Origin of the sequence: Epibacterium ulvae, assembly GCF_900102795.1 — a bacterium.
Classification (GTDB): Bacteria; Pseudomonadota; Alphaproteobacteria; order Rhodobacterales; family Rhodobacteraceae; genus Epibacterium; species Epibacterium ulvae.
On sequence record NZ_FMWG01000007.1, the window covers coordinates 26,745 to 45,611 of the forward strand.

15 protein-coding genes and 1 pseudogene are annotated in these 18,867 nt (G+C 50.6%); 9 read left to right on the forward strand and 7 right to left on the reverse strand.

Features of this window, described 5'->3' with window-relative positions; all coding sequences use genetic code 11:
* Positions 1–247 precede the first annotated feature (247 nt).
* The 4 genes and pseudogenes from BLP79_RS11910 to BLP79_RS11925 form a co-directional block, all read right to left on the reverse strand.
* The gene (locus tag BLP79_RS11910) at positions 248–1,291 is read right to left on the reverse strand and encodes a hypothetical protein (RefSeq protein WP_090219262.1); all 1,044 of its coding nucleotides are present in this window, start codon (positions 1,289–1,291) and stop codon (positions 248–250) included.
* A 15-nt stretch (positions 1,292–1,306) separates the two neighbouring features.
* Complete coding sequence (locus tag BLP79_RS11915) at positions 1,307–2,197, reverse strand: hypothetical protein (protein ID WP_139163203.1); 891 nt, start codon at positions 2,195–2,197, stop codon at positions 1,307–1,309.
* 222 nt (positions 2,198–2,419) lie between these two features.
* The gene (locus BLP79_RS11920; protein WP_157843990.1) at positions 2,420–4,198 is read right to left on the reverse strand and encodes a patatin-like phospholipase family protein; all 1,779 of its coding nucleotides are present in this window, start codon (positions 4,196–4,198) and stop codon (positions 2,420–2,422) included.
* Positions 4,199–4,625: 427 nt separating this feature from the next.
* Positions 4,626–4,876: pseudogene (locus tag BLP79_RS11925) on the reverse strand (transposase); the annotation flags it as partial.
* Positions 4,877–5,088: 212 nt separating this feature from the next.
* Here BLP79_RS11925 and BLP79_RS11930 point away from each other — a divergent pair.
* From BLP79_RS11930 to BLP79_RS11955, 6 genes are all read left to right on the forward strand, one after another.
* Positions 5,089–6,120, forward strand: coding sequence for a LacI family DNA-binding transcriptional regulator (locus BLP79_RS11930; RefSeq protein ID WP_090219267.1), 1,032 nt, complete (start codon positions 5,089–5,091; stop codon positions 6,118–6,120).
* 113 nt (positions 6,121–6,233) lie between these two features.
* On the forward strand, positions 6,234–7,520 hold the full coding sequence (locus BLP79_RS11935) for an ABC transporter substrate-binding protein (protein ID WP_090219269.1): 1,287 nt from the start codon (positions 6,234–6,236) through the stop codon (positions 7,518–7,520).
* Between the two features lie 160 nt (positions 7,521–7,680).
* On the forward strand, positions 7,681–8,619 hold the full coding sequence (locus BLP79_RS11940; RefSeq protein ID WP_090219271.1) for a carbohydrate ABC transporter permease: 939 nt from the start codon (positions 7,681–7,683) through the stop codon (positions 8,617–8,619).
* Positions 8,620–8,631: 12 nt separating this feature from the next.
* Complete coding sequence (locus BLP79_RS11945; protein WP_090219273.1) at positions 8,632–9,465, forward strand: carbohydrate ABC transporter permease; 834 nt, start codon at positions 8,632–8,634, stop codon at positions 9,463–9,465.
* A 9-nt stretch (positions 9,466–9,474) separates the two neighbouring features.
* Positions 9,475–10,476, forward strand: coding sequence for an ABC transporter ATP-binding protein (locus BLP79_RS11950; RefSeq protein WP_090219274.1), 1,002 nt, complete (start codon positions 9,475–9,477; stop codon positions 10,474–10,476).
* A complete protein-coding gene (locus tag BLP79_RS11955; protein ID WP_090219276.1) occupies positions 10,476–11,987 on the forward strand; it encodes a mannitol dehydrogenase family protein in 1,512 nt (503 codons plus the stop codon). Before BLP79_RS11950 ends, BLP79_RS11955 begins: the two co-directional genes overlap by 1 nt.
* Before the next feature lie 683 nt (positions 11,988–12,670).
* Here BLP79_RS11955 and BLP79_RS11960 read toward each other — a convergent pair.
* From BLP79_RS11960 to BLP79_RS11970, 3 genes are all read right to left on the reverse strand, one after another.
* Positions 12,671–14,152: a tripartite tricarboxylate transporter permease gene (locus tag BLP79_RS11960; protein ID WP_090219278.1), complete on the reverse strand. Its 1,482-nt coding sequence runs from the start codon at positions 14,150–14,152 to the stop codon at positions 12,671–12,673.
* 1 nt (position 14,153) lies between these two features.
* Positions 14,154–14,636, reverse strand: a complete 483-nt coding sequence (locus BLP79_RS11965; protein WP_090219279.1) for a tripartite tricarboxylate transporter TctB family protein — start codon at positions 14,634–14,636, stop codon at positions 14,154–14,156.
* A 79-nt stretch (positions 14,637–14,715) separates the two neighbouring features.
* Complete coding sequence (locus BLP79_RS11970; protein ID WP_090219281.1) at positions 14,716–15,699, reverse strand: Bug family tripartite tricarboxylate transporter substrate binding protein; 984 nt, start codon at positions 15,697–15,699, stop codon at positions 14,716–14,718.
* Between the two features lie 107 nt (positions 15,700–15,806).
* Here BLP79_RS11970 and BLP79_RS11975 point away from each other — a divergent pair, with 107 nt between their 5' ends.
* Genes BLP79_RS11975 through BLP79_RS11985 form a run of 3 tightly spaced genes read left to right on the forward strand, consistent with a single transcriptional unit; the run spans position 15,807 to position 18,818 of the window.
* On the forward strand, positions 15,807–16,475 hold the full coding sequence (locus BLP79_RS11975) for a response regulator transcription factor (protein WP_090219283.1): 669 nt from the start codon (positions 15,807–15,809) through the stop codon (positions 16,473–16,475).
* Positions 16,465–17,832 carry a sensor histidine kinase gene (locus BLP79_RS11980; protein ID WP_090219284.1) on the forward strand — a complete coding sequence of 456 codons (1,368 nt, stop codon included), beginning with the start codon at positions 16,465–16,467 and terminating at the stop codon, positions 17,830–17,832. Before BLP79_RS11975 ends, BLP79_RS11980 begins: the two co-directional genes overlap by 11 nt.
* Entirely contained in the window at positions 17,811–18,818 is a 1,008-nt protein-coding gene (locus tag BLP79_RS11985) for an ABC transporter substrate-binding protein (protein ID WP_090219286.1), read from the forward strand. The genes BLP79_RS11980 and BLP79_RS11985 overlap by 22 nt, the downstream gene beginning before the upstream one ends.
* Positions 18,819–18,867 lie beyond the last annotated feature (49 nt).

Genomic DNA, 18,867 nt, shown 5'->3' on the forward strand with positions numbered 1-18,867 from the left:
GATGACGTCTCCTGTGCTATTTGGCTCTTCCCTTTCATGATACTCTTTAAAATCCATGAGACTGCTACGGCAAGACACCTATCAAGACCTTCCACCAACGCTACATGTTGCCAAGCGTAAAATAATCATGCCCTACGGGCCACCGGACCGTAAAACGCCCGCTCTCAGCAGCGAAAAGCTAGGGTGTCCATCAGATCAGGTCTGGATTTTTACAAGTAATACACGACGTTTAGTCCAATTCCTGATGTCAGACACTTGAGAGCGTCTGCGCTACGATATCGAACACCCGCCGATTCACGGCCCATTGTTCGATGTTCACCTCAGATGTAGCGGATATCATTTGAATGCTCACTGGCCTGCCATCAATGCGCCCACGCAGACTTAAAACTGTATGGGCCCGTTCCTGCCAGCGTGCCTCAAATTGCACCACTTCAAAATCTCCCTGAGTTCCCTGCCCCACAGTAGAAGACGTCATGAACATCGCCCCCTGCGCGGAGAGTTTATCAAGCACAATTGCCTCCAAGGCAGTTGCATGTGTTTCACGATCCCCCCCCAGAACCGCAATCAATGTCCCAAGGTTGGACTTATGGTTATGTTGAATAAAATGAAGCGCTGCCCCATCTCGGGGCGCATCAATCCCCTCCACGGCGGTCCAACTTACAGGCAATAAAAACGAAGCAGAGACCCTAGCTCCCTGCAGGCTTTGTCTGGTCATCTCTTCAGCGAAGTATCGACCGGAGGGCGAAAGCAGGGAAAAGCGACTGCATGCCAAGAGACCAATTTCTTGCAGCATAGGATCTTTTGGATCAGAATCTGGCCGCGCAGACCCGTCAACCAAAAATAAGTGGTTCCCATCTTTGATTGTCAGCATGCGATGAAGACGGCCATCATGGCTGAGAGCCACGGCATCTCCCATCAAGCCATAAGCCGTTGGAAGTTCACGCAAATCTACAAGGGACCATCCTTGGCTTGACGCAAAGGCACGCAACCAATCTGCGCCATTCAAAACGCGTTCCAAATACGCACCATAAACAACGACCTTGGCATCCAAATCACTTCCGACAGCGCCTTTATGACCAGGTGTAAAGCGCGCTATCGGCACCACTGGCCTTTCAACGCTTGGAATGATGTCTTCCCCTGCAGTGTCTACGCCCCACAGTTTTGGAAGTGCAATCCGAAAGGCCCCCGCTGGAAAAATTCCGTCTTGAACCCTTGCTTCCATAAACGCTTTTTCAATCTCTGCTTTAGACGAGACCGGGTTCGTAAGAAGTTTAATATTAGGATCAATCATCTGTCGCTTTATCCATTAAAGTAAACTTGGCCGATCTCGAGTATCAAACTTTGGCCCTATACTGAGATCAAAATTACCTTCCAACCCGATTAACACGGCAGCATCTGCGCCGACACCAACATGTAGCCGGTTGTTTTCATGATCAAAATAAGCATGCCCTCCCCCTCCCGCGGAAATCGCACCAACTGATACCGTGCTTTTCGCCTTCACCGAAACACTAAGATCTGTAAAGGGAACTGGGAAATTTAGTTCTGCTTTTATACCACCCGTTGCCGCAGACGCCCCGACATATCCACCCAACGCAAGACCTGTACGTTTACCGTCTGATCCCAAGAGTGCCTCACTTTTTAGATCCGCAGCGGCCAAATCATAAGCCGCCCCAACCTCTAAAATCGGATTGTTCGCGTCTTTACCCACGAATAAGCTGCCTTCTTGCTTGGCCACCCGTGCTTCCGCATCAACACGCATGCCGACACCCTGATCAATGCTCAGATGACCTTCGACAGTTGCATTGACCAAGTTAAGCTCATGCGCACCACCAAAGACGCCCTTGTCGTCAATATGACCTTGATGCTCTTGACGCAGTACACCAGTCTCAAGTTCGCCCTCAGCAGATAGATTTCCGACTGTCGCAGTGGCCTCGGTATATAAACGACTTACTGAATTTACATTACTCTCTGCGTCAGAAACTGACCGACTTTGGCCAATTGCCCCATATTGTTGAGCATCACCTTCGGCGCGCGGCAAGGAAGCCGGGCTTGTAAGTGCCTCTTGGGTCTCATGAGATCGTGGGAAAGGTGTGGCCTGTATATTTCTGTTGAGAGCTTCTCCAAAAACTTGACTTTGTGCGACAAGATCTAGAGCAGGAGAATTTGGAGAGTGGCCCGGCACACTCGAAGGTCTCACTCTAGCTGGCTGCTCAGAGTTTTGAGGTTGGGGTCTGGTTTCAATAGAAGAAGCCCCCTGCGAGACAGGGTCGAAGCTACCAGGTACCTTCATTATCGGCACGTCCTAAAATGTATGGAATCGTCAGCCATTATACCTTTGGCCTCAAGTGATCAAAAAAAGCCGTTTCAAAATATGAGCTTACATCCCACCGCCCCTTTCACACACAGCAACCATGCGGGCTCATGACGACAAAAGTTCAAAAAGCACCTTCGATGCCTCAAATGCCCGCAGACCGTCTACGTCGCCTTCCTGTATATTTGCAGTGTGCATCTCGGGTGGACCATGTTCTAAAATAGCCACTTTTTCCGCCTCGGAGAGATGTGGAATAATATCTGCAACGTTCTGAACATCAACTAAAACGGGTTCAGAGAATCTTTGCCGGATTTGGTTGGCAGTGTCCAAGGAAGCCAACATTTGCGCCTGCGCAAGTTTTGAAGCTGACGGCTTCGTCTCTCCGCCACCAATCCCACCTTCATTCGCAATCAAAACAGGGTTGTTATAAGTCTTTTGTCGATCAGCGGTCACACCTTCTGCAGAGAACCCAACGAACTTGCGGGCTGGATCAATACGCGATTGAATCAAAGCCTCAGGAGAACCAGACAACAAGGCCTGCGTTGTGCCATTACGCGCGAAACTGATGTTGAGTGTCGAAGCTTTTTTCATCGATATATCAATCGTATGTTCGGATCCCTCTGGCGTCGGGTTTCGTGCAATCTCTTTGGCCTCTTCCATACGTGTCTTGCTTTCCAGATCACTTAAGTGAGGCAAGTCAAGCATTGCGGCTTCAGTTGGTTGAACAGACCCCATACCCCCATCTGCAAAAGTGCTGTCACCCGCCCCAACTTCGGCGTCAAAATGGATCGGCTTCATCAATCCAAGCATTGCAATTGAACTGCGAGCTGCAAAAGCCAACGGCATGTCCGGTGTCGTGGATCGAGAGAATATAACACCTTCCTGATTGTCCATATCAAAACCAGTCAGACTCAGCTCTTTGAATGTTTCTGGCATCATATGGTGCAAAATAGACTGATCTTTAAACGTCACCATTTGACCGGTCCGGGCACCAGACATAGAGCCTTCCATTAGAGTGTTTATTCGTTCTTTAATCTCGTCCAACGGTATTTTGCTACCAACAGAGGCTTGCTCCATCTTGGCTTCCTGCTCATCAGGAGTGAGTTTATCAAGCGCGCCTTGAAGACGCTGCGTCGTAAAGCTATCCAAAATCTTTACGACTTGTTCGGCACCCCCCCCCGCAGAAATCACATGCTTTGCAGCGAACCGCGCAACACTATCTACCGCTGTAAGTGCCGACTTAGACTTTGAAAAGAAATGCGCCTGTGGGTAGTTTGCAGCGGTATCGGGATCATCCAGCAGGCCTCCCTGTACGGCATCCACAATATTGTTCATTTCTTCAGCAGAAGCGTCATAAGCAATCGCGATCGCAGCCAAGGACCCTGCCGATGTGCCCGCAATCATTTTCAATCCATCCAGCTGGGACAGGGATTTCAATTCATTGATCACTTCCGGCAATATCAAACCTTTTGCACCACCCCCACTGATTGCAATCGTTTCAACATCACGCGGTGCCAGTATTACGCTTAATGTGCCATCAGGCTTCGCAAGAAACTGCGGGATCTGGCCGCTCTTAGGGCGCGCATGGGAGAGCACTGCGAGATCTTTTTTCACCGTGTCATAAACCGACTTCAAATCAATTGCCTGATCAAAGGCACGAACCACCATTTTAGCAGATCGCGGCAGCTTAACCTTGGCTGCTTGTACATTGTCTTCAGCCTCGTCGGGGTTGCTTTGCTCAAGCACTCCTTGTGCGACTTGTTGGAAATACGAACGACTGCCCTCTCCATAAACCGCGACCATATCATCGACGCGCGTTTCTAGAGCCTGCTGAAGATGTTTTTCTCCAAAGTCAAAACCTGGTAGTTTTGAATTTAGTTTCGACACGACACTGGCTGCGGCGTTGCGCCACAGACTTTTGCTACTTACCGATGCGTCATTTGGCACTGCAGGAGCAGCCCTTGTGCTTTGTCGCACGGGTGCAGTATCTAAATTATTTTGAACATTCGAAAGGCGGGGGACACCCAATCCTAAATTAATTTTATCTGTAACCATGCGTCTATGATCTAATAAAATTCACTCATCTGGAAACTACAAAATATTATGACCCACATTTTCAATGTTTCAAAAAATACGTCCCCATAGGAACGTCACCGGCTCTGTTGCACAAATCGGGTGAAGGTAGATTTTCTCCTTTTTCATAGGGATTTACCCTCCAAGCTCTGTGACGGGCATGCCAAGAGCAGTTAAGCACTGCGATGCGGACCTAGAGCGCAGCAACTTAGCGACCGAAGTCTCGAGCCATGACACCTTTCCAGTTAAGTGTCGCTAGCCGTAACAAGCTTTCGACGAATCCGGTCGCTTGTCCAAAAATACCTTCATCGTCAGGCAAAACTGGATCGCGGCGTCGCTGAACTCAGGCTGACGCCCTCGTTTGTCAGTCGGAGTCCCCTACCAAAGCATCTTAGGATCAAACCAGATCGACAGCGAACCGCGCCGCTTCAGTGCCATTTTGTACAAAAGCCAGTTCTTCACCTTAGACCTCGTGGGGGGCCAACTGCTCATTTACCGTTTCTACCCCACTGGTTTCAAACAGTGAATCCATCACCCGGTTTGTTCACCTAAGCCCATCTCAATGTCGTCAGCTAGCAATCGGTGCTCCTCGTAACATGGGGTCAAAGCACGTGGGGCTATGTTTCCGCGCGTAAAGTATTTATGGTAACCAAGTCGCCGCCACGTAGCGCAGCGGTACCCGGAATATCTACAGGGAACGACCCATGACAGGCACCAAAATCAAAAACATGGAAGAATTTGCCTCTGTCAGTGGCATTTCGCGGCCAACTCTGTCCAAGTTTTTTAACGATCCCAGTAGCGTGCGCGCTTCGACACGGAAGCGGATTGAGGCAGCGTTAGATCGATATGACTACCAGCCTAATCTCTATGCAGTAAACCAAAACAGGCGTCTAACTAAGAACATCGGTGTCGTTGTCCCCTATTTGGCAGACCCGTTCTTTGCGAAGATCGCACGAACCATTGAAGAACATATCATTGAGACAGGTTTCCGTCCGGTTCTCCTCGGATCACATGGTAGCCCGGCCATGGAAATCGCTAACCTGGAAAACCTGCGCAGCATTAAGCCCGCTGGCGTCTTACTGGCCCCCCTTGGACGAGCGTCAGATCATGCGAAAATAAAGGCATTTTGCCGAGAAGTGCCCACAGTGCTGTTTGACGCCAATATCGACGAGATTGGAGAAGCTTTTGTTGGCTCAAATAACGAGCAAAGTATTAGCTTGATTGTGGATTACTTGTGTCGAACGGGCGAACCGCCCAGTTTTTTCGAGATGAAGTCCCCAACGAACCCAAATGCGTTTAAGCGCCGGAGCGCCTATATCTCTGCCATGGAAAAACTAGGACATAATCCTAACTTGATCCAAGCAGAGGGCGAAGGCTGGGAATTTGAAGAAATCGGATTTCGCGCAGGTACGCGGGTTGTGCGCGACCGGAACCTCCCGACAAACACCATTCTATGCAGCAATGACCGGCTGGCTATAGGGCTGTTATCCGCTGCTTTCGAGGCAGGGCTGCACGTTGGAATTGGTGAGGGCCGCGAACTTAGAGTTGCAGGTCATGATGACCATCCGTTCTCGCGGTACACCTGCCCAACCCTGACAACGGTTTCGCAAGATTACGAGGCGATCGCCAAGAAAAGTGCAGCGGTCTTACTAGAGCGAATTACGTCCGAAGAGAGCGCCGATTCGCAGGGCGAAACACTGTTTGACGGACGTTTGATTATGAGATCGTCAGCGTAAAGGTTTGAGATTTCTTTCTAAATTATAATTTTTACGCGCGTAAAAATTTAATTTGACGCAAGTTGTCATCGGGCATTAACCTTATGGCAAGCATCTATTTAGGGAGGACGAGGATGTTTAAGAAAGGCGCGCTTCGTGTAGCCACCGCTATTTCGCTCTTAGGAGCGGGTGGTGTATCTGCCGAAACACTGACCATCGCGATCGTGAACAACGGTCATATGATCAACATGCAGAAAGTCGCTGAGGCCTATACCGCCGAGACTGGTGTTGAGTTGAACTGGGTTTCTCTGGAAGAAGGCGTTCTGCGTGAGCAGGTCACCTCAGATACCGCTACAGGCGGTGGACAATATGACGTTATTAACATCGGCATGCAGGAAGCCCCCATCTGGGGTGCTGCCGGTTGGATTGAACCACTGAACTTCTCGGCAAGCTACGACGTCGATGATATTCTACCAGCCATGCGCAATGGTCTCTCACACGAAGGTCAGCTCTATGCTGCGCCTTTCTATGGTGAATCCTCGATGGTCATGTACCGCAAGGACCTGACCGACGCCGCAGGCGTTTCTATTGCTGACAACGACAGCTGGGACAATGTTAAAGCAGCCGCCGCAGCAATTCACGACCCTGACAACGGTGTCTACGGTGCCTGCCTGCGTGGCAAGCCGGGCTGGGGCGACAATATGGCGTTCATTACCACAGTGGTGAACTCTTTCGGCGGTGCGTGGTTTGACGCGGAAGGCCGCCCGCAACTGGATAGCCCTGAGTGGAATGCGGCGATCAACTTCTATGTCGATCTGCTGGGCAGCTATGGACCTCCCGGTTCTGAAGGCAACTCCTTCAATGAAATCCTTGCGCTCTACAACGAGGGCAAATGCGGCATGTGGATTGACGCAACCATCGCAGCCTCCTTCCTGGAGGTGGATGGCGTAGCCTATGCACAGTCTCCGAACGCCGGTAATCCGGTGGGCGCAAACTGGCTCTGGGCTTGGGCAATGGCGATCCCAGCGGGTTCTCCAAATGCCGAGGCTGCTGGCGCTTTCATCGAGTGGGCAACCTCTAAAGACTATGTGAAGGCTGTGGGTAACCATCCTGACTTTGGTTGGGGGTCTGTACCGACCGGTCAACGTGTATCCACATATGCAATCCCTGAATTCCAGGCGGCTGCCGAGTTTGCAGCAGCCGAGCTAGCAGCAATTGACAGCGCAGCACCTGAAGCAACGGACCTGAAGCCTTACGTTGGCGTTCAGTTTGCGGCAATCCCTGAGTTCCCAGAGGTCGGCTCTGCGGTTGCGCAGGAAATGGCCGCTGCACTGTCTGGTGCAAAATCTGTCGAAGACGCGCTGGCAGCTTCGCAGAAAGCCGCAGACTCGATCATGAAAGAAGCGGGATACTACGACTAAGACAAATGAGGGTCCGACAGGTGCTTTGAACGTGCCGGACCCTCCCTAAGACGTACCACAGGGTTTGCTAGATCGCCTTGGTACCGCCTAACATCCAAGCAATTGCAACCCAAACATCAGATGTGAAACGATAAAACCGTTTTGCTGAGAGGATAGGACCATGTCTGACAGAAAGCTTCCCCGCCTTCTTCAAACACCTGCGGTACTCCTGCTTTTAGTGTGGATGCTCATCCCACTCGGAATGACGCTCTACTTTTCTTTTATTCGTTATGTGCTGAACAGTCTGCGTCGTCCGGAATGGACGACACCAAACCTTAGCAACTGGCGCGGTTTCGGAAACTATGAATTTGTTTTGAAATCCAAAGACTTCCTGTTCGCCATTCAGAACAGCTTGTTCATTGTTTGTAGCATTCTGATCCTGACTGTTATCCTCGGCGTTTTAATCGCTGTTCTGATCAACAAGACATTCCCTGGGCAAGGCATTGTACGCGTGCTTTTGATCTCACCCTTCTTTGTCATGCCCGCGGTGAATGCGGTTCTCTGGATCAATATGATCCTAGACCCAGTTCTCGGACTTCAGGGTATCGCTATAGGCAGTATCAATGAGCTCTTAGAGAGTTTACGCAATGTGCCTCTCGTGGACTGGTTCTTCTCTCTCTGGCCAAAACTAGAGCCGATCTCCTTCCGCGCCACACAGACTTCTGCCTACGCCGTCATCATTATGGTGACATGGCAATGGACCCCTTTCGCGGTTCTGATTTTCATGACCTCACTGCAATCTGAAGACCAGCAGCAGAAAGAAGCCGCTGTGCTTGATGGCGCAAGTGCTTGGTCGCAGTTCCGTTTCCTGACCTTGCCGCATCTGGCGCGACCGATTGCGATTGTGGTCATGATCCAGGCAATCTTTCACCTCTCGCTCTATGCGGAGATTGAAATCGTCAGCCGCGGTAACGGCAACAAGAACCTGCCGTACCTGATCGGTGAATTTGCCAACAACAATATCGGGGCTGCCAGTGCCACAGGCATCTTTGCAGTCATCCTCGCCAACATCGTCGCCTTTTTCCTGCTGCGCATGATTGGCAAGACGTTGATGGAATAAGGGATAGAACCAATGCCAATTGTTGCAAAAACCTCAAGATTTTCGAAATACGGTCGACCCACAGTGGCCTGGGTCGTAGGGCTCATGTTTTTCTTCCCAATTTTCTGGATGGTCCTGACCAGCTTCAAAACCGACGCCGACGCGGTGAAACCTGAACACTTGATCTGGTTCACACCCACGCTCGAGAACTACCTGAATATGACGGAGAATTACGACTATTGGCGCTTTGCCAAAAATTCGGTCATCACGGCGGTCTTCGCGACAGCGTTTACTCTGGTTGTTGGCATCCCATGTGCCTATGCGATGGCCTTCAACCCTAGCAAAGCGACCAAAGATGTCCTGATGTGGATGCTCTCCACCAAGATGCTCCCAGCCGCGGCCGTGCTTTATCCGATGACCTTCCTGACCAAGTCAGCAGGCCTTTTTGATACACACTTTCTGATCATCCTGGTGCTTAGCCTGATCAACCTGCCGATCGCAATTTGGATGCTCTTCACCTACTTCAAAGAAATCCCGAAGGACATCATAGAGGCCGGTCAAATGGATGGTGTCAGCACCATGGGGGAGATCAAAGAGATCCTAATACCCCTGGCATGGGGTGGCATCGCAGCGACTGCCCTGCTCGTCTTCATCTTCTGCTGGAACGAAGCCTATTGGACGGTGCGCTTGACCACGACCGATGCGGCAACGCTCTCCAAACTCATCGAAGGCAACCGAGCCCCTGAAGGTCTCTTCTTCGGACGCCTATCTGCCGTATCAGCCGCCGCCGTTGGACCGATCGTTGTCCTCGGATGGTTCTGCCAGAAACAACTTGTCCAAGGCCTGACCTTTGGCGCTGTGAAATAAGGAAAGACAATGGGACGTATTCAACTCAAAAACGTGACCAAGAGCTTTGGTGACGTGCAGGTCATCCCACCTCTTGATCTAACCATCGAAGACGGAGAGTTCGCGGTTTTTGTTGGCCCTTCGGGTTGCGGCAAATCCACGCTCCTTCGGATGATCGCAGGTCTAGAGGATCTAACCTCTGGCGAGATCGAAATCGACGGTGAGGTCGCCACTGAAGTGCCACCGGCTCAGCGTGGTTTAGCTATGGTATTTCAATCCTACGCGCTTTATCCGCATATGACGGTGCGCAAGAATATCGGCTTCCCTCTGCGCATGGCGAAGATAGAACAAGCTGAGATAGATCAGCGTGTTGAAACAGCTGCCAAATCTCTGAACTTGATGGATTATCTAGACCGCAAACCAGCCGATCTATCTGGCGGCCAACGCCAGCGTGTGGCGATAGGCCGTGCCATTGTCCGCGAACCTGCTGCCTTCCTGTTTGACGAACCCCTATCAAATCTCGATGCCGCGCTGCGTGTCGGGATGCGATTGGAAATCGGCGAGCTTCACGAGCGCCTAAAAACCACCATGATCTATGTGACCCACGACCAAGTCGAAGCGATGACCATGGCGAACAAGATCGTTGTCCTACGTGCTGGTGTGATTGAACAGGTCGGCTCTCCGCTTGAGCTTTATCACAGGCCTCAAAATGAATTTGTCGCGGGCTTCATCGGCTCACCGAAGATGAATTTTGTGAAGGGCCCCGAGGCAGAAAAGCATGATGCAGCAACCATTGGCATCCGTCCTGAGCACACAGACGTCAGCATGACGGATGGCGCTTGGAAGGGACGCGTTGGTGTTGCTGAACACCTGGGTTCTGACACCTTCATCCACGTACATGATACGGGTCTCGCCGATATGTTGACGGTTCGCGTAACAGGAGACATTTCGGTCAAACACGGTGACACTATTTACCTGACACCGCAGGCCGATCAGATCCACAAATTTGATGCACAAGGTTTGAGAATTTGATGGCTACTTCTGCGCTTTATACCCATGGACTTGCGCTTTCGAACGCAAACCTGCCGAGACTTCCGGCGACCGTTGCCTGCCCTAAATATGATAGGGCAATTCTGCGCCCAGGCATCGTGCATATTGGTCTTGGCAACTTCCACCGCGCGCATCAGGCGTGGTACATACACCGCTTGATGCAACAGGGGCTTGCGCAGGATTGGGCTATCATCGGAGCAAGTGTTCGCGAACAAGACCAAGTCATGCGCGATCGCCTACTGTCACAGGACCACCTGACAACGCTGATTAGGCTGTCACCCGAAGGAACATCTGCTGAAGTCATTGGTCCAATGATTGACTACCTGCCGATTGAGGATGGGAATGCAGCGCTCGTCCGGCAATTGGCAGACCCCGGTATTCGGATCGTGTCATTAACGATCACCGAAGGAGGGTATTTCATTTCGATGACCGAAGACGGTTTAGACCTTGCCCACCCTGATATTAAACACGACATACATCATCCAGAACACCCACGTACGGTCTTTGGAGCCATCGTTGCTGCACTTGCGACACGTAGAACATCAGGGGCTGGTCCATTCACTGTTCTTAGTTGCGACAATCTTCGCGGCAATGGCAACATTGCGCGCCAAGCGGTCACTACACTGGCCCAAGCCACAGATCCTGCTCTTGCAAATTGGATTGAAGAACAGTGCAGTTTCCCCAACTCGATGGTGGACTGCATTGTTCCAGCGACGGGACCAATTGAAATTGCTCTGGCACAGGGGTTTGGTGTCGATGATGCAGCACCGGTCACACACGAAAATTATCGGCAATGGGTTATCGAAGACGATTTCTGCGTCGGTCGACCCGAACTTGAAAAGGTAGGGGCGATCATTACGCCAAACGTTCACGCCTATGAGGCCATGAAAATTCGCATACTGAATGCAGGCCATCAGGTGTTGGCCAATGTCGGTGAACTGATGTCCGTAGAGACCATTGCAGAGTGCGTGGCTCACCCTGTGATTTCGCAGTTCTTCAACAAAGTCGAACACGAAGAAATTGCACCATACGTATCGCCAGTACCGGGCATGACACCGGCGCAATATATCAACGAGGTCGCCCAACGATTTTCAAACCCGGAAATTCGAGATACCACCCGTCGCGTAGCGTTTGACGGATCATCGCGCCACCCAGAATTCATCCTCCCAATCATTCGGGATGCGTTGAACGGCGGCGGTTCCATCGAGGGCTTGGCACTGGTTGAAGCGCTTTGGGCGCGAATGTGCGCTGGGGTTCGGGACGATGGGACGACCATCAAAGCCAACGACCCCGACTGGCAGCGATTATCAGAGATTGCTCAGAAAAGCGAACAAAGACCGACAATCTGGCTTGAGCAACCGCAGGTCTATGGAGATCTTGTCGAGGACCCTGTTTTCAAACCTGCGTTTTGTCGTTGGTTGCGAATGCTTTGGTCTGAAGGCAGTCTTGCGTCGCTTCAAGCTTATTTAGATCAAGCTCAAAACTCGAAATAAGAAACACTAAGATGATCCTATGGTAAGGGGACGCTCTCATAGACATGATCCCAGCGCCAACCCTTACTGGGACCGATGGGTTTATACCACATTCTGGCGAGACGGTTATGAATACGGCAGCTGCGCTGAGCCGTTTGGGTGTGCCAATCGATCTATTCACTGGCTTATATGGCCGCTCAACCGCTGTTCTTGAACCAATCGCGAACAAGCGCAATAAAAACTGGTATTCGACGAACTGGAAGCCTAGCGCACCTCGCTACTCAACCGCACCTCGGGTACATCCGAACTCGCCAAAGCGATCCGATATACCATTGAACGTATGAAGAAAATGCGCGGATATCTGGAAAACGGCGCCTCAAGCCTGATAATAATTGTGCGAAGCCTTCAATCCGTTGCGTGGCATTGGGACGAAAGAACTACCTTTTAGTCGGTTCAGGGGGAGGCAGCAAAGCCACAGCGATTGCCTACACCCTGATCGAAACTGCCAAGCTCGTTGGTGCCGATCTCCAAGCTTGGCTTACATGGGACCCCGCTCAAATCACAAACTAACAAAATCACTCGCCTCAAGGAACGCATGCAATGGTGTTACGCTGCCATGGCAGCGTAACAGAATGTCCCTCAGTCAAGCCAGAGCGCGCGGACCAGATGGCTATCTACCATTTTACGAGTTAGACTTACATATTTTACGACTTTAGACGTGCTCGCAAGCTGGGTAAGATTACCAATCCCGCTGCGATCACCAACAACGCCAAGGTCATAGGTCTCTCCCAGATAAATGCGATACCATCATAAAGCTGCATTGAACGCGCAAAATTGTCTTCCATCATTCCACCCAAGATGAAACCAATCAGCAACGGCGCCAATGGGTAGTCCGCAAACTTCAGTGCTGTTGCTGCGATACCAAAACCCACCAATATCAATAGCTCGGTTGCATTGTTTTGACCGATATAAGCCCCCATCAATGTGAAGAACAAAATAAATGGGATCAGGTAATTGCGCGGCACGGCAAGGACCTTGGCGATGTATGGGATTAACGGTAAATTCAAGATCAATAGAACCAAATTACCGATAAACATCGACATAATAACCGCCCAGAAAATTTGCGGCTCATCCAGCATGAGACGCGGTCCGGGTGTTACATTTAACGCAATAAGCGCTCCAAGTAAGATCGCCGTCGTACCTGAACCGGGGATGCCAAGCGTCAACAAAGGCACAAAGGAGCCCGTACAGGCCGCATTGTTGGCTGTTTCAGGGGCGGCAAGCCCTTTGATTGAACCGTTCCCAAATTCTTCTTGCTCATGCTTTGGCGCAATATTGCGTTCAACCGCATAGCCTAGAAAGCTCGCGATTGTGGCGCCTGCCCCCGGCAGAACGCCAATGAAAAACCCCTGCAACGATTGCCTGCCGACAACAGGCGCGATTGCTCTGGCCTCAGACCGTGTTATGCGCAGGTCTTTGATCTGACCATCATCTCCTTCGATTTTTTTAGGCTTCAGCACAAGGAAAAGCGCTTCGGGCAGAGCAAACATGGCCATTGCGAGCGTAATGAAACCGAACCCGGATTGAAGATCCATGACTCCCATCGTGAACCGTGGAAGATTGAACAGCGCGCCCTCTCCTACCGTTGCCATAATCAATCCAAGAATCGTCATGATCATCGCCTTTGCGACCTGACCAGTGCCAGCGAAAGCTGCGATTGCAGACAACCCCACAACCATCAGGGCAAAATATTCCGCAGAATGGAACAACAGCGCAACCGACGACAACGCAGGCGCAAAGATCATCAAGAGCAGAGCGCCAATTGTACCGCCTGCAAAACTTGCAATCGCAGCAATGGTCAGTGCCTTGCCCGCACGTCCCTGACGCGCCATTGGATAACCATCAAAACTTGAAGCAACGGTCCCGGCAACACCCGGAGCATTTAAAAGAATGGCCGATGTCGACCCCCCAAAAATTGCGCCATAATAAACACCTGCCAACAAAATCAAAGCCGCAGACGGATCTCCCATTGAGATTGCCACTGGGATCATGATCGCAATGATCGACATAGGACCAAGCCCTGGCAACATCCCAATGAATGTACCGATAAGACAGCCAGCGACAACCATTAGAAGGTTTTGTATTGAAAGGGCCGTAGTGAGACCAATGAGTAAGCCTTCTAACATCTTAACCTCCTATGAAACCCGGCAAAGGGCGCATGTAGATTCCCAGAACTTCTTGAACCAAATACCAAACCGTTCCTGTCGCGATGAATGCGACCGGCAACATGACGTACCACTTGCGTTCGCCAAGGATAAAAGATCCCAAAATGAGAAATGCTGAGGTAGAAAACAAAAAGCCCAATGGCCGCAAAGACAGAGCGTAGATGACCATCAAAGCGAGCAGCAACAACGCTTGCCCCAGGAAATAGTCTCCTAACCGACGGTAATCGATTTCTGCCTCTTTGGCTTCGTGTTTCTCAAAGCCTAATAAGATAACCAATGTCGCAAAGACACCGACAACAGATAGAACCTTGGGAAAGGTGCTTGGCCAGATGGGGTTACGTTTCATGAACGGCGCAAGGCTGCCGTCCATCGTGAACCAGGCTGCGTAGCCGTAAACAAAGCATATGCCCAGTAGAATTAGTGCAATCCAGCGATCCAACGCCATGAAAGCCCCCTATAAGAAAGCGACGACAGAGCAATAAATACTCTGCCGCGACTGCATTTGTGGAAGGTGATGGAGAGTTTTAGAGGAAGCCCAGCTTCTTCATCAAATCTCCGATGGCTTGCTCCTGTTCTTCCAAGAAGGTCAGGAAATCATCGCCAGAATTATGGATATTCACCCAGCCATTTCGTGCGCGCACCGCTTCCCATTCGGGCGTATCGTACATCTTAGCGATAGCATCCTGATAAGTTGCAAGTTTTTCCTCTGGAAGGCCGGGCGCGGCAAAGAAACCACGCCAATTCACGAATGTTGTGTCAATTCCCTGTTCTTTCATCGTCAGAGCGTTCGGCGCAGTGTCCACGCGGTCATCAGCGGTTACGCCAATAATTTTCACTTCACCCGCATTCGCCAAATCAACAGCCTCAGAAAAACCTGTAGACAAAGCGACGATTTCACCTGACAGGACTGCTGCCATCGCCTTACCACCTGCGTCATAGGGAATATATTTCACGCTCAACGCATCACGGCCTGCGGCCTCCATCACCATTGCAGCGACAAGGTGATCCATACCGCCGGGCACTGAGCCACCGCCAATCGCAGTCCCGGAAGGATCAGCGTCAAATGCAGCAAGTAGATCCTGCATGGAATTGATCGGGCTATCTTTCCCGACAACGATAGCCGCATAGTCACCAATCGTGCCAGAGACCAATGTCAAATCACGAAAGTTATGGGGAAAAACACCCGTGAGAGACCGGATCACGATTGGTGTTGAATTAACCATCAGCGTTTCATGATTGCTGTCGGCATTCTCAATTAAGAACCCAATGGCTTTACCGCCACCGCCACCAGACATGTTTTCATAAGAAGCGGTGCCCACAAGCCCTGCTTTGGTCAGAGCTTCGCCAGTGCCGCGCGCGGTTCCATCCCAGCCGCCCCCGGCCCCACCTGGAATTAAGAAATGTACATTGTCGAGAACTTTTGCTCCATCAGACAATCCAGGACCAGCCAAACCAAAAGCGGCAACAGCAGCGATTAGGGCACGGCGGCCCATCGTAAACTTCGACATATTTTCCTCCCATTTGACAACTGACCGCACTGCGGATCAATTGACTAATGAGTAATCACTCCAACCTGACACAAACCTGTCATAGGAAATAAGGAGGCTATCCTGCGATGAAATTTCTGCTTATCGAAGACAATCAAGACCTTGCTAATGCGATACTTTCGCGTTTGCAATTCAGCGGCCATGTCATTGATCACGCAGATAATTTAGAAGATGCGCAAGCCTACACGCTGACCAGTGAATATGATCTCATTTTGCTGGATATAATGTTGCCTGACGGGGATGGTCGAAGCTTTCTGAAGCGTCACAGAGCAAACAATCACGACACACCTGTTATCGTTTTAACGGCCCGCAGTCAGGTCTCAGACCGAATCGGATCCCTTGATCTTGGAGCCGACGATTACCTCACAAAGCCCTTCGATCACGCCGAGCTCGAAGCGCGATGCCGTGCTGTTTTGAGGCGAAAATCCGGTACCTCAAAAACTTCTATTGAGCTGGGTGGCGTTATATTCGATCCTGTCGCAGGACATCTTTCTGTCAATGGTCAAATGGTCACACTGCGCAATCGCGAACTCCGTTTGTTGGAGCTGTTTTTAAACGCGCCGAACACGATTTTTTCAAAACAAAAACTCGTGGACAGATTGTTCTCCTATGACAACGACGTGTCCGAAAATGCAATTGAAGTCTACATAGGGCGCCTGCGCAAACACCTTAAGCCTTCAGATTTGAAAATCACTACGCTCCGCAGCCTAGGGTATAGGTTAGATCATGACAGTTAAGGTCGCATTCTCCGGCTCATTGCGAAACCGTTTGGTTGTCACCTTGATCGGCGGGGCAGCATTGCTCGCACTACTATTGTTTTTCGCGGTCCGCAGCTATGCAGTCCAGATCGCTCAGAGCGGACAAGACAGCATCCTTGAGGCCTCGGTTACTTCAATCTTAGATGCTGCTGCGATCCGCAATGGGGTCATTGAACTTGACCTGCCTTATTCCGCTCTCTCGATGTTGAATACTGTGGCTGATGACCGGGTGTTTTATGCAATCCTAGAAAACGGCGAGTTTTTATCAGGTTATCAAGACCTTGTCGGGCAGACAGACCTTATGCCAAGCGGGTTTCTATTTGAAACACGCCAGATCCGCGACAGCTCTGCACGGGTTGTCAGTGCAAACCGCCTCCTTATCGGAGCTGACAGGCGCATTAAGGTTCAAGTCATTTTGGCACAGACACAAGATGCCTTGTCTGAAACACTGTCAGAAATTTCACGCAATGCTGCATTATTTGGCTTTTGCTTTTTTACACTTGTTGCAGGTCTGTCGTTTTGGGCAACAAAAAATACTATCGGCCAGCTTGATAAATTAACGCACTCTGTCACACGGCGTGGCCCCCACGATCTACGCCCTTTTACCAAACCTGTCCCTAGAGAGATGGCACCTTTGGTAACCTCCCTGAATTCGCTCATGATGCGTCTTGAGCAGTCCTTTGCCCAGTCAGAAGATTTCATCGCAGAAGCCGCTCACCGAGTTCGCACCCCTTTGGCCACAGTACGTTCTTATGCAGAAGCGACATTGCAACGTGTAGACAAAGAGGAAAATCGTGATGCCATGCGGGCCATGGTCAAAGCAATTGATGAAAGTTCACGCGCAGCTGGTCAGCTTTTGGATCACGCAATGATCACCTTCAGAGCGGGACATCTGGAGCAGCACCCTCTTGATCTGGTTGAACTCGCTCAGGATCTTGTATTGCGTCTGACACCAATAGCAGACATGAAAGATCTGAAGTTAGAACTGGATAGTCCGCAAAGCGTCCCTTTTTCAGGTGACAGCGTTTTATTGCAGAATGCATTACGCAATTTAATCGACAACGCAATGAAATACGGCCCTACAGAGAGTTCAGTCGAAATATCAATTTCTCACAAAGAGGCCGTGCAAATTAAGGTCTGCGATTTTGGACCTGGTTTTCCTGCTCATGAGATTGACACATTGACCAAGCGCTTCCAACGGGGAGAAAACGCAAAAGGAACAATCGGTTCAGGTCTAGGTCTTACCATCGCAAGAGACGTGATCGAAGCACATGGAGGCGAAATTCAGCTTTCGAACAGATCTGGAGGCGGCGCATGCGTTACACTCTCACTTTAGTTCTAATTCTTGTGTTCAATAGCGCGGCAGCTGAAGGTTGGGAAGATCAGGCCGTTTTCGGGTCCCCTGACGCAGAAAACACTTTAAGTATCATTTCCAGTACAGATACAGCTCTGTTTTCACCCATGTTGGAGGCCTTCATTGCCGAGCAACCGAACGTTACCGTCGAATACTTTGTAACCGGCACCTCGGATTTGGACCGCCGTGTACGCAAGACACCCGAAGCGTTTGATGTCGCGATTTCCAGCGCCATGGACCTGCAGCTCAAACTTGCAAATGATGGCCACGCTCTTCCTTTGCCAAACATTCTGCATCCCAGTTGGGCACAATGGCGGCAAAGCGTATTTGCCTTCACCTCGGAACCCGCAGTCATTGCCATCAATAGATCCGCTTTTGCTGGTATGGAAATTCCCGAGTCTCGGCAAGAGCTCATTGAAGCCATGCGTGCCCGCCCAGAGGTTTTTCGCAACCGGGTTGGGACCTACGATGTCAGACAATCAGGCGTCGGATATCTCTTCGCAACACAAGACGCACGCGCGTCCGAAACTTTTTGGCGCTTAATGGAAGTGATGGGCAGCTTAAACGCACGACTCTATTGTTGTTCTGGCGACATGATTGACGATCTGACAGATGGCACCATCGCAGTCGCCTACAATGTACTTGGCAGCTACGCACAGGCCCGCGCTGACAGCGGTAAAGCCTACACCACCATATTGCCCTCTGATTTTCCGACAACTATGATGCGCACCGCTTTGGTATCAAAGGCGTCAACAAACCCCAAAAGAGCAGAAGAATTCTTGCAGTTTATTGTGACTTATCAATCCAATGGCCATCACACCCAGAAAGCTCTCCCGCCACTTGCGGAACGTCAAAACGGCACGGAACGCGCAAATATCGCACTAGAACCCGCATTAATGACGTTTTTAGATACCCTAAAAAGAAACAAGTTTCTCAAAGAGTGGCAGGATGCGCTAATTCAAAACTAAATGCCCTCGTCTTCAGCAAAGCATGATCATGATGGCAATTTACATAGCC

Coding starts and splice junctions, on each gene's coding strand:
- BLP79_RS11910 (WP_090219262.1), bottom strand. CDS start 1,291: ATGATTGATCCTAATATTAAACTTCTTACGAACCCGGTCTCGTCTAAA.
- BLP79_RS11930 (WP_090219267.1), top strand. CDS start 5,089: ATGACAGGCACCAAAATCAAAAACATGGAAGAATTTGCCTCTGTCAGT.
- BLP79_RS11935 (WP_090219269.1), top strand. CDS start 6,234: ATGTTTAAGAAAGGCGCGCTTCGTGTAGCCACCGCTATTTCGCTCTTA.
- BLP79_RS11940 (WP_090219271.1), top strand. CDS start 7,681: ATGTCTGACAGAAAGCTTCCCCGCCTTCTTCAAACACCTGCGGTACTC.
- BLP79_RS11945 (WP_090219273.1), top strand. CDS start 8,632: ATGCCAATTGTTGCAAAAACCTCAAGATTTTCGAAATACGGTCGACCC.
- BLP79_RS11950 (WP_090219274.1), top strand. CDS start 9,475: ATGGGACGTATTCAACTCAAAAACGTGACCAAGAGCTTTGGTGACGTG.
- BLP79_RS11955 (WP_090219276.1), top strand. CDS start 10,476: ATGGCTACTTCTGCGCTTTATACCCATGGACTTGCGCTTTCGAACGCA.
- BLP79_RS11960 (WP_090219278.1), bottom strand. CDS start 14,152: ATGTTAGAAGGCTTACTCATTGGTCTCACTACGGCCCTTTCAATACAA.
- BLP79_RS11965 (WP_090219279.1), bottom strand. CDS start 14,636: ATGGCGTTGGATCGCTGGATTGCACTAATTCTACTGGGCATATGCTTT.
- BLP79_RS11970 (WP_090219281.1), bottom strand. CDS start 15,699: ATGTCGAAGTTTACGATGGGCCGCCGTGCCCTAATCGCTGCTGTTGCC.
- BLP79_RS11975 (WP_090219283.1), top strand. CDS start 15,807: ATGAAATTTCTGCTTATCGAAGACAATCAAGACCTTGCTAATGCGATA.
- BLP79_RS11980 (WP_090219284.1), top strand. CDS start 16,465: ATGACAGTTAAGGTCGCATTCTCCGGCTCATTGCGAAACCGTTTGGTT.
- BLP79_RS11985 (WP_090219286.1), top strand. CDS start 17,811: ATGCGTTACACTCTCACTTTAGTTCTAATTCTTGTGTTCAATAGCGCG.